This is a genomic window from Yersinia intermedia, from assembly GCF_900635455.1.
Taxonomy (GTDB): Bacteria; Pseudomonadota; Gammaproteobacteria; order Enterobacterales; family Enterobacteriaceae; genus Yersinia; species Yersinia intermedia.
This window is the reverse complement of the sequence record NZ_LR134116.1, coordinates 2294379-2308969: the sequence shown is the minus strand read 5'-3', so window position 1 is coordinate 2308969 and position 14591 is coordinate 2294379. Positions and strand designations below refer to the sequence as shown.

Here is a 14591-nt window from a genome sequence, read left to right as displayed (position 1 = left end):
AGCGACTATTCGCGTTCAGCTCAAGTTACACCGCGCCTATGCTTGGCTAATCATATTAGTAGTGCTGCTGATATATCACGGTTTATTGCAATAATTTCTTCGCCGGTGATCAACGGTGCATCAAACGCCGATAATACCTTGCGGTTTATTTCAATCAGCGCATCTTCAATTTTGATTTCCATATCTAACGCTATTTCGGTTAACTTCACCTTTTCCCAAGCATCACGTGAAATCAATAACTTCAAGAAGGTTGCGATACTATCAGGCAAACTGGCCGTAATTGCCGCCATTGATTGCGGATTAATCTCTTCCTGAACCGCCGCATCGACGGTTTCAGTAACAAACAGATTCTCAAGCAACGCCACTAATCTCTGGCTTTCATTTTTTAACAGATTAATGCGGTCAGTATCATTAATAACTTCAGCGGTCTGAGACGGCAGACTCAGCGTCATAGGTGTTGCCCGACTATCAAGATCGCTATAAACCAATTTGCTGTCTAAGGCAAAACGCTTATATACCCGTTCAAGAAATTTCACTTCTGGCGGTGTAATGGTTCCCTCCACTTGAATCAGATGTGCCAAGAAGCGAGCAATAGCCCGCCGATTATCCAGCGAGAGCGGTTCAAGGTTATTTTTCAATGCCAGCAGGGTATTGCTTTTCCTGATACCGGGTTGGAGATAGGCTTTCAGCCGCATACGTTGACCGGGGCTAAGATAACCCCAGGCATCAATATGCCGGGTCAATATCATGGATTCTGGCTCACCAATACGCCCATCGATCATCACCGCTGCACAAGCCAACTCCACCGCAAGCATAGTCACGCGGTACTCAGCAAAAGTTGCAGATTCAGCAACCATTGATTCAATAGGGAACAGTGCTACGGTATCTTGCAACACCGGTGTGCGGTTATCAGCACTGACATCAGGTTCAATACCCACTTGCAGAGAGGCGAGTGCAAAAGTTAATGCCATAACATGACTGCGAGATAAACGCTCTAACGGCTTGGTGCCACAGGCCGTGCTCAGCCGGAGAAAAAGTTCATCCAGCGTGACCATCAGCAACCCATAACCGACCCTCGTTTTAATACTCTCTAACTCGGTTTTTAATGCCTCTGACCACAACGGCGACGGCAGCAAGAGTTGCCCTTCCAGTGACATTTTTTTCTTTGGATTGACACTGGCAAAACGGTTATAGATGTCTAGATCATGCTGGCAAGATTCAAATATTGGTCTCAGTTTATCCCGGTGCGCTTTACACACTGCGACATTTGGCAGGTCTCCCATCTGCTGAAAGAACTCCTGCCCCATTAGGCCCGCAGAAGCAGGACGATAAAATATCAATAACTTGGTTCTATTGACGGGTAATAAAAATCCGTTTCCATACTGTTCACGATAACGCTGTTGAAAAAGTGAGGCGAATATATCAGCACAATGCGCCATCGAAATATTCTGATTTATCGCCGGGTCAGCCTCGCCCCAGGCAAGCGCCCAGGCGGCGGGTAAAGGCTGCTGGTCAACAGCTAATTGCCCTAAACCAACCAGTAGCGCCAGTGGTAGCTCTGTCGATGCCTCGCGCGTTAAGGGCGGTGGAGAGAGATAGAGTTTCTCTTCTATATTCACTCGGGATATATAAACCAACAAATTCTGCGCATAATGATTAAATGCGTTATTTTTCCCATAAATATTTAGTAGGCGATTAATTTCTTCTTCAAGAATAGGAAGTTCTTTTTTCGCTACTGGGTCGATAGCGGCATCGATCAAAATCCGATGTTCCAAACCGTAAAAGAATAAGAAAACATAACCAATATGCACAAGAGGTGATTTACGTCCATCAGCGAGCCACTGTAAATAGGCCCTTCTCGCTTGTGGCGAACATGTCGAGTAATCAGGCGCATTATCAATCAGTGGCAGGGAGATATCTATTTCTTGTTCAGCAACATCCATCGATGGGTTAATAAATGCAGGTTCCGCACCGGTACGATTACTTTTGTATTTATTACCAATGTAAACCATGCCGTCGGGTAAATTTATTCCAGCCACAACCGCCAGCTCACCAGGACGTAACCAGGATGCGCGGGCCAAAGATCCTCGGGAGGTTTCGGTTTTTTTGGCTTTATCAACCGATGGGGGCTGATTCACACTGCTACCTTCAGGGGTATGTTCGGGTTCGAGCTGCGACGGGGTAATAGGATAATCGCCAAGATCAGGTATCGCTGCGGTTTTCTGCATATCGGCGTTAATAGGTAAAGCGACATGGCGCTTCGCCCCTTTAAGATTTTGCCATACAAAATACATGCATAAAATAGCCGCACTCAGTGCAATCCACACTTCTCTTGAGATACCTGTCATCAGCCCTAAAACGACTATCAGTAGGATAACCCAGCCGGTACCGGTAGATTTTCTCTTCGCCACGATGGTTTATCTGCCTCTATCTTAAAATAGTAATTTTTATTCTGCCCTTAATGGCAACTTTTAATAATTAATTCTTTTTTTTACGCGTTTTTCACACAAATAAACCACGATAAAAAACTGTATAGAAAACCTGCAAATTAAACTTAAGTGCAATTTATAGGTGAAATAATAAGTCAGTATTTTAATTTAATGCATCTGCCCAGTATAAAAACAGGCCAAAATGCGCAATAAATCAATTATGCCAGTTGATTATGCATTCAGCTAGCAAAGACTATGCAACCATTGGATAAACTCCACCGCTTTGGGTTTGTCCAGGGTTCGCTTGGGGTAAATTAAATAATAGGGTTTGGTAACGGGTAATTTATGTTCAGATAATTGAATTAAACTCCCCTCATCTAATTCTTTTTTAATCAAATGTTGTTGGCCCAGTAAAATACCGTTCCCCGCAACTGCCGAATCAATCGCCATGGAGGTTAAATTGTAGGTTGGCCCCCGATTAGGAACACACTCATCCAGCTTTGCCGACAGCAACCATTCATGCCAATCCGGTAAGAACTGCCCTTCTTTGCCCCAATCAACATGTATCATCGGGTAGATAATGTTGTGCTTACCATCCAGCCACGGGGCGGTTAATAAGTGTGGACTCGCAACCGGAAAAACCCAATCCTGAAATAGTATTTCTTTCTCTTGCTGGGGATAATGTTCATCACCAAAAGCCAGATAGAAATCTGCCGCAGTACGATTGAAATCAACCACCCCGTGAGTAGCATGAATCCGAATATCCACATCAGGATATTGGGCTAACCATTGCTTGAGATGTGGATTAAGCCATCGGCTAGCCAAGGCGGGCAGTGCTGAGATATTTAATGATATATTGTCTTTATCCCGCGCCATACTCTGTTGTGCCATGCGTAATGTTTCAAATGCCTGCTGTACATAAGCTAAATAGGCACTACCTTGCGGGGTCAGTTCAACGCCTGACTTCGAGCGGGCAAATAATTGAATCCCCAGATGTTGTTCTAACTGACGTATTTGCTGGCTAACAGCCGCTGGGGTTAACGATAGTCGCGCAGCCGCGCTGGCCAGACTGCCAGTATTTGCGGCTGTTTCAAATGCGAGAATGGCTGTTAACGTTGGCAAACGGACAGCCTTTAAACTATTCATAACAACCTCCCTTATCCATAACACATTATCTTGATACCGATAGCCAAACTTAACCTAACAGTAACGTTTTATTGTTATTCCAGTTACAAGTAATCCTATACAGTTAGGAATAGAAACCAAGCAACATTTAGCACTACTGGGAGGATACATGCAGAAGCTCGCCGAAATTATTAATATGGAAGCCAATCCAATCAACGATGCCATGTTCATAGCACAGTGCAAGAATACGTTAGAAACATGCGGTGCCTTGGTGCTATCAAACTTCTTGCAGCCCCATGCCCTGAGAAGTATCAAACAAGAAGGCGTCAGTCATCAACATCGCGCTTACTATGCGGCTAATCAGCATAACGTTTACCTGACCAAAGCAGATTCTGCCTTTTCTACCGATCACCCTCGCAACCGCTTGGTTACTTCTTCAAAGGGTTGTATTACCGACGAAGAAATCCCCACTGATTCAGCACTGCGAACCTTGTATAACGCGCAAAATTTCCAAGATTTCTTGTGTGCTGTATTGGATGAAGAACAACTCTACCCCTACGCCGATTCACTCTCTTCAATTAACTTACACTATGCCAGTCAAGGCCAAGAGTTAGGTTGGCATTTTGATAACTCGTCATTCGCCATCACCTTATTAGTACAAAAACCACACGCTGGCGGCGTTTTTGAATATATCGAAGAGATGCGCGATGCCGATAAAGGTGAGATGAATTACTCTGGCGTGGAACGGCTATTAAACCAGCAGATCACACCCAAAACATTGCAAATTGAACCTGGGGATTTAGTGTTATTTCGTGGAAGAAATGCTATTCACCGTGTCACGCCGACACAGGGGGATATTACGCGAATGCTAGTGGTATTAGCCTATAACGCCCAGCCCGATATTGCGTTATCCGAAACAGCCAGAATGACTTTTTATGGCCGTATTTAGTTTTCAGTAATTTTGTTTTTACTTAACTGCCCTGCGGGCGTCCTTGCCCGCCAATAACATACTAATTCCCTGCCAGCATACAGTATTAAACCACCCCAGTGGTTACGCTAAAATGGCGACTCTCTCCAGGAGATAACATCAGTAAAGTGCCCTTCTCTTTTGCTGCCAAATACCCTTCCGGGCGGCAAGTTGCGGGTAAAATAAATGCAGCCACTTTCTGATCACCATTATGTAAAATCCAGCGAGTAGCATAATTAAACTGTGCAGTGGAAAATCGAGTCACAAAACGATGCCCTTGTGGTGACAACATAAAGAACTCAGCATTATCAAAATATTGCGCAAGATTATCGGCAAAGAATACAATCTCTGGATCGTAAAACTCCGATTCATTTAAATCGGTTAACCCTTGGGTTCTTTCCCGTAATTGCTGGGTGTAGTGCAGCCATTGCGGCGTAGGGTGAACATGCGCCGGTACTGTCTCACGCAATTTCAGCGCGGACCCTGGCAAGTTTTGACGGAAAGTGGCTCCAGGGATATAGGTGTAATTCATATGGCACATATACTGCAAAGGCATCGGCATACTGGATAAGTTAGTCACATTCATCTCAATATCGAACTGTGCACTAGCGGCCCTGAGCCTGACCAGCGGTTGCGCGCAATAATGATCACCAAACCCTTTTACATACTCCACACTGCCTGTGACGGCAAGTGTCTCACCATCAATAAGGAGCCAAGCGTGGTCCATTTCAGCACAAGGCATTTCACCGTGTAATACATGGTCGTCCTCAGGTGATGGGCAACCATTACGGCGTAAACCTGAGTGGAAAGCAAAACAACCGTAGGTATCGACAATGTTTTCGCCACGCTTAGGCTGAGAAAACATGTTCTCCATTTTCAGGTTGTGCCCATCAAATTCCGCATCCCAAATCATTTGGCCGTAATAAGGTAAAACGGTCACATACCCACGGGAGTTAACAATTTTCAGCGCTTCAATACCCGAGGCATATTTAAAACTGATGACAGTAAAATCACTGCTGCTGTAAATTTCTTGCTCTTGACGACTAAACTGTTCACGGATTAGCGTTATTTTGGCGGTCATTTATTGTTTCTCCCGGTTCAATTAGGACTCATTATTTGCCAATGTTGCCGCACTTGTCCGTTGTTTATTGCGCAGTTCACCCCAAAAATAGAAACCAACATAGGCAAAGCACAATAATGAGACAACGAAAGCATGTTGCATTGATCCAAGATGATCAGACACAAACCCTTGTAATGCCGGAACCACTGCGGCCCCTACTATCGACATCACAATAATGGCCCCAGCCACTTCGGTATATTTGTTGTCCACTGTATCCAGGGTGCCAGCATAGATAGTCGCCCAGCATGGTCCAAATAAGACGCTGACAAATACCGCTGCATATACCGCAGTAAAATTGGGCACGGTTACGACATAAAAAAGCGTTAGTGCGCCTAAAATAGAATAGGCAATTAACACTTTTTCAGCTTTAAATCGTGTCATCAGGAAGTTGGCCACAAACTTACCAATAAAGAAGCAAATAAAACTGTAAATCATGAAGTTCGATGCATCTCGCTCATTAGATGCGCCCAGGTTTAAGGCCAGACGGATCGTAAAAGACCATACTGCGACTTGCATACCCACATAGAGGAACTGCGCCGCAATTCCTTTTTTAAAACGACTGTTCCCTGCCAAATATTTCAAGGTTTCTTTTAATGACGGTGAAACTACTTTTTTACCGCTATCACCTTGTGGTTTGCAATGAGGGTAACGAGTAATAACAAATAACAGCATCACCAGCAGCAGAACAAAAATCAGATACTTATAAGGCTCCAATGTATGTTCTAACATCGTAAGACGAAAAGCATGAATCTGCTCTGGTGTCATCGAGGCCATTTGATTGTGTAAACTATCACCTTCCTGAAACACCAGGTACTTGCCGAGGACTATCCCCATCAATGCGCCGATCGGGTAGAAAGTTTGGCTGATATTAAGCCGTAAAGTAGCATAGTCTTTATGACCGATCATGGAGCTGTATGTGTTAGCCGCAGTTTCAAGAAAACTTAAACCAATGGCAATGGCAATGGCAAAAATAGCGGCCAGAAACATAGTATATGTTGCCATATGAGATGCTGGATAAAACAACATACATCCGACAATATAAAGTGTTAACCCGATTAATATAGCAACTTTGTAGCTACTTTTTTTGATAACCAAAGAGGCTGGAATAGCAATCAGAAAATAACCGCCGTAAAAGGCGCTTTGTACTAATGCGCTGGCAAAATCACTAAGCGCAAATACGCTTTTGAATTGAGTAATTAAAATATCATTCAGACTGGCTGCACATCCCCAAAGCGGGAATAAGCAGGAAAGCAAAATAAATTGGAATAATGGTGTTTTATTTAAATAGCCATCTGGCAGTTGAACGGTATTAATACGCATTTTATTTTCCTTGGTGTAGGGTCTTTAAAAAATCAATAAATTGCGGCGCATCAGGATAAGAACGTTGAGTTCCTTTTCCGGTGACACTATAGGCTGCAAAAGCAGAAGCCATTTTCATCGCTTTTAATATATTACCGTGCTGGACATATTCATGAGCAAAACAGCCAATGAAAGCATCACCTGCGCCGCTGGTGTCAATGGCATGTACGCTAACCGGCGGTACATGATCAATGTGCTCACCGTGCATCCATAATGAGCCGCGATGCCCCAACGTAATAATCAGGTTATGTAAGCCTTTATCCAATAAGCTGCGCCCCGCACGGTAAATGTTATCCAAACTATCAACCGGCATCCCAGTCAGAATCGCCAATTCAGTTTCATTCGGCATAAAAAACTCGCACTGACATGCATAACCGATATCCAGAGCTTTAGATGCGGGCGCTGGATTAAGAATGACTTTAATCTGGTGCTGGCGGGCAAAGTCGATGGCGGCATAGACAGTTTCCAGCGGGATTTCGAGTTGCAGAATAATCAATTGGCAAGCTTTGAGAGCATCAGCAGCAGCTTCTACATCAGCAGGTAGTAAATGATTGTTAGCACCCTTGATAATCAGAATTCGGTTTTGTGATGATTTATCTACGAAAATCGGGGCCACACCGCTCGAGGACCCCGCAACAGATTTTACGTATTGAGTATCAACCCCCGCTTTTTGCAGATTTCTTATGGTATTTTCGGCAAAAAGATCATCACCGACCCGAGTAACCATCATCACATTGGCACCTAACTTAGCTGCGGCAACAGCTTGATTTGCCCCCTTCCCCCCACAACCAATTTCAAAGTTTGGCGCTTCTAACGTTTCCCCGATTTGCGGCATTTCATCAATATAAGTGATCAAATCAACCATGTTGGAACCAATCACAGCAATATCCATTATTAACTCCTTTATTCTAATTTTTACCACTCAATGTTATTGCAATAACATTATCAGGTGACAAATGTTATGTGTGTGACAAAGATCTCAGCAATGAAAGTGTGCCGCGCTTGAAACAGGCAGTTTATTACGATCAATAAATGTTATTATTATAACAATTGGTAAGCAGTGATAATGTGAATCAGTCATATTTGAAGAAGGGAAATAATCGCGAGGGGAGCAGAAACTAAAAATCCCGGCCATCACGGCACCGGGATTATTCAGTAAATTGTGGTGTAACAAGTGTGTCGTAGCAAACCTTAACTTATTTAATCGCCATCGCATCACGCATGGTAAAGAACAAATCAGTTTGGTCTGTTAGACCAACCACATTTGCCGCATGTGGTCCGTAAGCTGCTATACGCAATTGCGAGCCAGTGTGCCCCTGAGAATCATCTTCAGAGTTGCCGTAGCTTATAGCCATAACAGCACCATCTTTCGTGGTTAACGCTTGTGTTAAACCTGGCGCTTTAGCATCTGCTTCAATAATTTGACTGGAATGCGCGTGGTCTGCTGTCACAATAACCAAGGTATTACCGTCTGCTCGAGCAAAATCGAGTGCTTTTTGTACTGCCTCATCCAAATCGACAGTTTCACCGAACTGACCACAAGGGTTCGCCGCATGATCTTGTTTATCAATGGATGCGCCTTCAACCTGTAAGAAGAAGCCTTTTTCGTTATTTTTCAGTAAATCAATCGCTTTTTCGGTCATCACTGCCAAGGTCGGAATATCTTTAGTACGCTCGGCATTATTTTCACAGACTACTGGCGGCTTATCCAAATTGCCATGATAAGACGCTTTCGGCCCCTGCCAACGTACTGGCATGTTACCTGGGCTAAATAACCCTAATAGCGGTTTTTGTTGGTCAGCCTGCTTTATTGCATTCAGATCATCAAGGTTTTCGACAATAACATAGCCTCGCGCCAGGGCTTGTTCACGCAGAGATCTGTCTTTCCATTCACCAGCTTTAGCCACCTGGCTAAATGATTTAGCGCCACCACCCAATGTGACATCCGCCCGCCCAGTAATCATTTGCTCGGTAATGGATCCGCGCCCACCATTTTCCAGCGCATTGCTGCCACATTTCTCGCTGGTTTCCTCTGGCCCATAGCATTTTCGCCCAGTAACATGAGCAAACTGTGCCGCAGGAGTGGCATCTTGTAGTTCAGCCGTTGAGACGTTACCTGTTGCTTTACCGGCTTTTTTCGCCAATTCCAACAAGGTGACGTGATCTTTTCCGAACACATCAACACCCAGTGCGCCATTATACGTTTTTACACCTGAAGACCAGGCTGTTGCGGAGGCTGCTGAATCAGTCACGTAATCCGGTTTTTGTGTTTTCTTATCTAATGAATAGTGCGTGTATTGCCCTGTCAGTGGCAAAGCATCAATTCCTTTAAAGAAACCACCGGCTCCCATGGCATAGTTACGTGCTGAGGTGATTTCTGAGTCCCCCATACCATCGCCAATCAGTAAAATGACATTTTTTACTGTTTTGTTGGACAGCGAGTCACGAAGAGCCTGTGTCTGATCATTAGTCAAACGCCGTGCCCCACCAAATTGAGTGATATCACCTTGGGCGCTACGGTCATAGAGACCAGTGGCGGCGGCGATAGCATTCGGTGTAAACCATGAGCTGGTGAGTATCAGGGTGGATAACGCTATGCCGGACAAAGTGGATACGCGGTTTTGCATCGGTATAATTCCTTGTTGTAAAACAGTAATACAATTTGTATTGATTGGTTACAACGGATACTAGAACAGGTGAATGACGCTTTTATGACAAGCGCGATTAATTATTATTTCTGCCGATGCAGGTGCTCCCCGACGTTTCCACGCGATCGCCTTTGGGCTAAATCAGGCCACCATTGGCGCGTAAAACTTGACCATTAATCCAGCCACCATCTTTGCCAACCAGAAAAGCTACGGCGGCTGCTATATCCTCCGGTGTTCCTAATCTTTCTAGTGGTGCCATTTTCGCCATTCTTTCAATTAATTCGGGTGATTTACCATCAAGGAAGAGAGAGGTTGCCGTCGGCCCAGGAGCAACAGCATTAACGGTGATATTACGCCCCCGCAACTCTTTCGCCAGAATTGCAGTCATGGTTTCAACCGCGGCTTTGGTTGCAGCATAAACACCGTATTTTTCCAGTTTCAGCCCGACGACACTGGTTGAAAAGTTTACGATGCGGCCACCGTCTTTCAACCGTTTTGCCGCCTCACGCATCCCGTTAAAGCTCCCTTTCAGATTAATAGCAATCTGGCGGTCAAAGTGTTCATCATCACTGTCAGCAATAGCGCTGAGAGATAAAATTCCAGCATTGTTAACCAAGACATCAACCCCGCCAAACGCAGCTTCTGCTTGAGAAAATAACTGTGCTACCGCGGTAGCATCACTGATATCCCCCTTCGCACTCACTGCATTTCCGCCAGCTTGTTGAATTTTGCGCACCAGTGTTTCGGCCTCAATGTCACTCCGCGCATAATTGATTAGGACGGTATAACCTTCCTGTGCCAAACGTTCAGCAATGGCTGCGCCAATACCCCTTGATGCCCCTGTTACAATGGCAACCTGCCCCGTTGTATTCACCATGATATTCTCCTAAACGTGTAGTTATCGTTTGCGATGATGTATTGATCGCTATTCATCCAGTGGATGCAGGTTATATTCAACAGCCCGCAAACAGAGAATGCCACTTTTACCATTTCGGATAATCATCTATTATTCGTTTATACTATCCGAATAAAGCGAACAATAAAGTGGACAGAATTGATGCAATGCGAGTATTTATCAGGGTAGCGGAACAGCGCAGTTTTACCCAAACCGCCCAAGATTTAAATCTACCGCGATCTACAGTGACCGATGCCATAAAACAGCTCGAAAAGCGTTTAAATGTGCGTTTATTGCAGCGAACTACCCGACATGTTAGCCCTACATTGGATGGTGAAGCTTACTACCAGCGCTGTTTACGCATTATTGCTGATATTGAAGATGCTGAAATGGCTTTTGCCAATGCCAAGCCTCGTGGCTTGCTACGAATTGATGTACAAGGCACGTTAGCCCGCCATTTTGTCTTACCACAACTACCTAATTTTATTGAGCAATACCCTGATATTGAGCTATTTATCAGTGAAGGTGACCGCTTGGTCGACCTTATTCGAGAAGGTATTGACGGGGTGCTACGTGTAGGCAATTTACAAGACAGCGATATGGTCGCCCGCCGAGTAGCGCTGTTACCACAAGTCACCTGTGCTGCACCGCAATACTTACAACGACAGGGTATCCCCCTTGAGTTGGACCAGTTATCGGGGCACCAAATGGTGGGTTTTCGTTCTAGCGCAACCGGCAGCTTAATGCCATTGGAATTTGGTACTGACACCCCATTTAATACCAATAAAATATGGCGAACTAACGAAACGCCTAGCGCCGAGGTGACAATCGAAAAGTCATATCCGCCATCAACCGCGTATTCACACACTAAAACTCAGCAAGTAAAATTACCGACTGTTCTGTCAGTCAGTGGCGCTGAAAGCTTTGTAGCCGCCGCCCGCCTTGGATTAGGTATTATCCAAGTGCCTCGTTATCATATCGAGTCTGACTTAACCGCTGGCACGTTGATTGAGATACTGCCGAAATATGCACCGCCGCCGATGCCAGTCTCTTTCCTGTATCCCCATAACCGCCAGCTTTCCCCACGAGTGCGTATTTTCAGTGACTGGTTAAGCCAATTATTTCTTGCCAGCACAATAAAGTGATAATACGCAGGGACGGTGAATCAGTGTTGCCAAGGTAGGCAGCCGCGCCAACCAGCACGGCCGCCACCTATTATTGTGCTTTTTCCACCGACTGATAGATATCGATATCAAAGTAGCCATCAGTCATGCCGTCATTAAGGTAAACCTCATAGCACGCACCTTCTGCTGGGCGATAACCACTTTGTGGCAGATGCTGGTTATACAATTCGCTCCAGGCTTTCGCGTAATCATCATCCGTTACTCTAGTGTGATACACCGCATACAAACCGCCGGGAATCACTTGCAGTTGTAGTTGATCACTGAGTTCTACGGGCAATACATAATCGTCTGCGACAGACAAGGAGACGTCAGCCCGTAACTCCGCAGGAGGATTGGTTTCTGGATTGTCCCAGTAAAGAGCTAACCACTCTTTTCCAGGGATTTGGTGCTGGGCATAGAGTGAAGAAAGTTGGTTAAAGCCTTGCGGGATAGTCTCATGATAAGGGCCGACGACCCGAATACTGATTAATTGCTGCGGTTGCTTTTCTACAATCTTAAATGTCATATCGCTACCTCGACTTTATGGTTTCAAGAAAGATGAAGTGACCAAAAATACGATCTTACGCCACAACTGTACATTCATACAGTATATCGAGATTTTATGACATTCGGTTAATTTTCAACCTTGATTTGTGAAGAGCTTCGCAAAAAATCATCTGCTTGATCAAGTTGATGATGGCTGAAAACGGTTATTCCATGTCGGCGTAATAACGCAGTAGTGACTCCCTGCCCCGTGCGCTGGGTGCCGCTAAAATGACCATCATAGATGCGACTGCTACCGCAAGAGGGACTCCCTTCGGTCAAAATTGCCACTGTGCAACAGTGCTTTTGCGCCAACTCCAGCGCCTGATAAGCCCCTTGCAGAAACTCCCGGCTAACATCATTACCCCACTGCTCCATCACCCGCGCCTGCCCTTGCAACACTGCCTCGCCGTTACCTTGCTGGATTTCGGCTGGCGGACGCGGTACCGGCATACCTGCAGATAATTCAGGGCAAACAAGGACCAGTCTCCCCTCATCCTGCCAGCGTTGAATAATTTCATCGCTAACAGACAGGGCACTGCCGTTATAACGCACCGGTTCCCCCATTAAACAGGCACTGATCAGAATGCGCGCAGGTTTTGATTCCACGTAATTATCAACCTTAATATTATCAGTGAATAAAAAATGATGATTATGTTGATAATAACTAATTAATAGTTGTAGGTCATGAAGCTGCATTGATAATTGGTGCAGAGCACATAGTTTTCATGCAAATAGATGCCATCACAACTTACTTTGAATAATTCAATGTTTCTAATACCTGCGGCAACAGTCGCGCCAGGCGGCTTGCCCATAGCGCCTGCCCCGCTTGATGCGTAATAAGATCCTGACGAATCTCGATGCCCACATAAGGTAATTGCCGCTGTTCTGCGTGGAAGGGTAACGTGAAATCAGTTGCATCCGTCATGGCATAAGGTTCGTTAATCCCGACGTGCAGGTCGCCTTCTTGCTGTAAAAACGAAACCAGTTGCAAGGCAAATTCAGGATTACGATGAAACAAAGTACCAATTTGCCAAGGGCGCGCGATGTTTTTAAATGACGGTGTAAAACTGTGCATGGAGATGATTACACTGATCTGACCGTTATCACGGCGTTGATTTAAGGTTTGGGTAATCAAATCATGATACGGCTGGAATACCTCACCTCGGCGCGCTTCAGCTTCTGCTACGGTGACACCAATATTGCGCGGGATCCGCGTATGTTCCGAAATTTCAGGGATAGAACTGGCAATTCCCGGTGTCCGGTTACAATCAATCACCAATCGCGAATACTGCTGATGGATCAAGGTCGCATCCAGATATTGGCTAAGTAACCGTGCCGTTGCCAATGAGCCAATATCCCAACCAATATGGCGGTCAATTTCTCCTGGAGCTAACCCCAAATCACCGAGTTGACTCGGTATACGTTGACCCGCATGGTCAGCCAATAAGATAAATGGTGATTGGCTGTGTGGGCGCTCGATAGCGGCCGAAGGAGGGTCGTCATCACGTAATAAAGGATACAAGGCGATATTTGACATGAATTTAGTCCCTGGCATGAAGTGGTTATCGTAAGTATCAGTCGTCACAACAGTTAATACTCACAATCAAGAGCTTTCGTAATCAATAAGCTATCATCGTAGCCGCTAATCTCTGGCTCGCCCACCCCGAATTTATACCTAAATTTTCTGGGTTATGCGATTATCGCCTCAATAGGTATCTTTTGATGTCATATTCCATGCAATAATTATCGGCGGAACTGTTTACAGCCAACGGCAGCAACATAGCGGAGACTTATGGAAACGTTTTTTATTGATCGGATGGCAACCCCACAAGGTGAACTGTTACTGATTGCAGACGAAGAAAACCGGCTACGTGCCATTGATTGGACCGACCATTACGCGCGTCTGATGAAGTTGCTACGCAACCATTATGGCGCGGATGCATTTACATTGGTTGAAAAAAATAATCCTGGTGGGCTGAGTGACACCATGCAACGCTATTTTGCGGGTGATCTGAGCATTATTGATAATTTACCCGTTAAAACTGCTGGGACTGATTTTCAGCGTCAAGTCTGGCAAGAACTGCGTAAAATCCCTTGTGGTGAAACGATTACCTATGGTGAGTTAGCAAAACGAATCAACCGCCCTACCGCGTCGCGGGCTGTGGGGATGGCGAATGGACTGAACCCAATATCTATTGTTGTCCCCTGCCATCGCGTTATTGGACAACAAGGTGCACTGACCGGATATGCCGGTGGAGTGGAGCGAAAACGCTGGTTATTAATACATGAGGGCTATCTTTTAGCACGCTAACTATTCTTGCTCTTATCAGACGCAAGAA

The 14591-nt window shown here is 45.2% G+C and carries 13 protein-coding genes; 3 read left to right on the top strand and 10 right to left on the bottom strand.

Annotated features, from left to right (window positions below; genetic code table 11):
- Positions 1-50 precede the first annotated feature (50 nt).
- Together EL015_RS10550 and EL015_RS10545 are read right to left on the bottom strand one after the other, a co-directional pair.
- On the bottom strand, positions 51-2411 hold the full coding sequence (locus tag EL015_RS10550) for a tellurite resistance TerB family protein (RefSeq protein WP_005184288.1): 2361 nt from the start codon (positions 2409-2411) through the stop codon (positions 51-53).
- A 261-nt stretch (positions 2412-2672) separates the two neighbouring features.
- On the bottom strand, positions 2673-3575 hold the full coding sequence (locus EL015_RS10545) for a LysR substrate-binding domain-containing protein (protein WP_005184290.1): 903 nt from the start codon (positions 3573-3575) through the stop codon (positions 2673-2675).
- A 148-nt stretch (positions 3576-3723) separates the two neighbouring features.
- Between EL015_RS10545 and EL015_RS10540 the strand changes: the two genes are divergently transcribed.
- Entirely contained in the window at positions 3724-4503 is a 780-nt protein-coding gene (locus tag EL015_RS10540) for a HalD/BesD family halogenase (protein WP_005184292.1), read from the top strand.
- Positions 4504-4588: 85 nt separating this feature from the next.
- Here the strand turns inward: EL015_RS10540 and EL015_RS10535 are convergent, their stop codons facing one another.
- From EL015_RS10535 to EL015_RS10515, 5 genes are all read right to left on the bottom strand, one after another.
- Positions 4589-5602: an aldose 1-epimerase family protein gene (locus tag EL015_RS10535; protein WP_005184295.1), complete on the bottom strand. Its 1014-nt coding sequence runs from the start codon at positions 5600-5602 to the stop codon at positions 4589-4591.
- Positions 5603-5623: 21 nt separating this feature from the next.
- Positions 5624-6961 (bottom strand): L-fucose:H+ symporter permease, encoded by a 1338-nt coding sequence (fucP, locus tag EL015_RS10530; RefSeq protein ID WP_005184298.1) that lies wholly within the window; start codon positions 6959-6961, stop codon positions 5624-5626.
- Position 6962: 1 nt separating this feature from the next.
- The gene (gene rbsK / locus EL015_RS10525) at positions 6963-7892 is read right to left on the bottom strand and encodes a ribokinase (protein ID WP_005184301.1); all 930 of its coding nucleotides are present in this window, start codon (positions 7890-7892) and stop codon (positions 6963-6965) included.
- Positions 7893-8196: 304 nt separating this feature from the next.
- The gene (phoA, locus tag EL015_RS10520; protein ID WP_005184304.1) at positions 8197-9627 is read right to left on the bottom strand and encodes an alkaline phosphatase; all 1431 of its coding nucleotides are present in this window, start codon (positions 9625-9627) and stop codon (positions 8197-8199) included.
- Positions 9628-9784: 157 nt separating this feature from the next.
- On the bottom strand, positions 9785-10525 hold the full coding sequence (locus EL015_RS10515; RefSeq protein ID WP_005184306.1) for an SDR family oxidoreductase: 741 nt from the start codon (positions 10523-10525) through the stop codon (positions 9785-9787).
- 167 nt (positions 10526-10692) lie between these two features.
- On the opposite strand from EL015_RS10515, the gene EL015_RS10510 reads away from it, so the two are divergent.
- The gene (locus tag EL015_RS10510) at positions 10693-11688 is read left to right on the top strand and encodes a LysR family transcriptional regulator (protein WP_032906063.1); all 996 of its coding nucleotides are present in this window, start codon (positions 10693-10695) and stop codon (positions 11686-11688) included.
- A gap of 70 nt (positions 11689-11758) precedes the next feature.
- Here EL015_RS10510 and sbmC read toward each other — a convergent pair whose 3' ends face one another.
- The 3 genes from sbmC to EL015_RS10495 form a co-directional block, all read right to left on the bottom strand.
- The gene (sbmC, locus tag EL015_RS10505) at positions 11759-12232 is read right to left on the bottom strand and encodes a DNA gyrase inhibitor SbmC (protein WP_005184310.1); all 474 of its coding nucleotides are present in this window, start codon (positions 12230-12232) and stop codon (positions 11759-11761) included.
- A 107-nt stretch (positions 12233-12339) separates the two neighbouring features.
- Positions 12340-12858, bottom strand: a complete 519-nt coding sequence (locus tag EL015_RS10500) for a 2-thiouracil desulfurase family protein (RefSeq protein WP_032906101.1) — start codon at positions 12856-12858, stop codon at positions 12340-12342.
- A 142-nt stretch (positions 12859-13000) separates the two neighbouring features.
- The gene (locus tag EL015_RS10495; RefSeq protein ID WP_005184313.1) at positions 13001-13789 is read right to left on the bottom strand and encodes an N-formylglutamate amidohydrolase; all 789 of its coding nucleotides are present in this window, start codon (positions 13787-13789) and stop codon (positions 13001-13003) included.
- A 255-nt stretch (positions 13790-14044) separates the two neighbouring features.
- On the opposite strand from EL015_RS10495, the gene ogt reads away from it, so the two are divergent.
- The gene (ogt, locus tag EL015_RS10490) at positions 14045-14563 is read left to right on the top strand and encodes a methylated-DNA--[protein]-cysteine S-methyltransferase (protein WP_005184315.1); all 519 of its coding nucleotides are present in this window, start codon (positions 14045-14047) and stop codon (positions 14561-14563) included.
- The last annotated feature ends 28 nt before the right edge of the window (positions 14564-14591 follow it).

What these genes read in the sequence shown, in the direction of transcription:
- EL015_RS10495 (WP_005184313.1), bottom strand. Translation starts at nt 13,789, where the DNA reads ATGTCAAATATCGCCTTGTATCCTTTATTACGTGATGACGACCCTCCT.
- phoA (WP_005184304.1), bottom strand. Translation starts at nt 9,627, where the DNA reads ATGCAAAACCGCGTATCCACTTTGTCCGGCATAGCGTTATCCACCCTG.
- EL015_RS10545 (WP_005184290.1), bottom strand. Translation starts at nt 3,575, where the DNA reads ATGAATAGTTTAAAGGCTGTCCGTTTGCCAACGTTAACAGCCATTCTC.
- EL015_RS10540 (WP_005184292.1), top strand. Translation starts at nt 3,724, where the DNA reads ATGCAGAAGCTCGCCGAAATTATTAATATGGAAGCCAATCCAATCAAC.
- rbsK (WP_005184301.1), bottom strand. Translation starts at nt 7,892, where the DNA reads ATGGATATTGCTGTGATTGGTTCCAACATGGTTGATTTGATCACTTAT.
- EL015_RS10535 (WP_005184295.1), bottom strand. Translation starts at nt 5,602, where the DNA reads ATGACCGCCAAAATAACGCTAATCCGTGAACAGTTTAGTCGTCAAGAG.
- fucP (WP_005184298.1), bottom strand. Translation starts at nt 6,961, where the DNA reads ATGCGTATTAATACCGTTCAACTGCCAGATGGCTATTTAAATAAAACA.
- ogt (WP_005184315.1), top strand. Translation starts at nt 14,045, where the DNA reads ATGGAAACGTTTTTTATTGATCGGATGGCAACCCCACAAGGTGAACTG.
- EL015_RS10515 (WP_005184306.1), bottom strand. Translation starts at nt 10,525, where the DNA reads ATGGTGAATACAACGGGGCAGGTTGCCATTGTAACAGGGGCATCAAGG.
- sbmC (WP_005184310.1), bottom strand. Translation starts at nt 12,232, where the DNA reads ATGACATTTAAGATTGTAGAAAAGCAACCGCAGCAATTAATCAGTATT.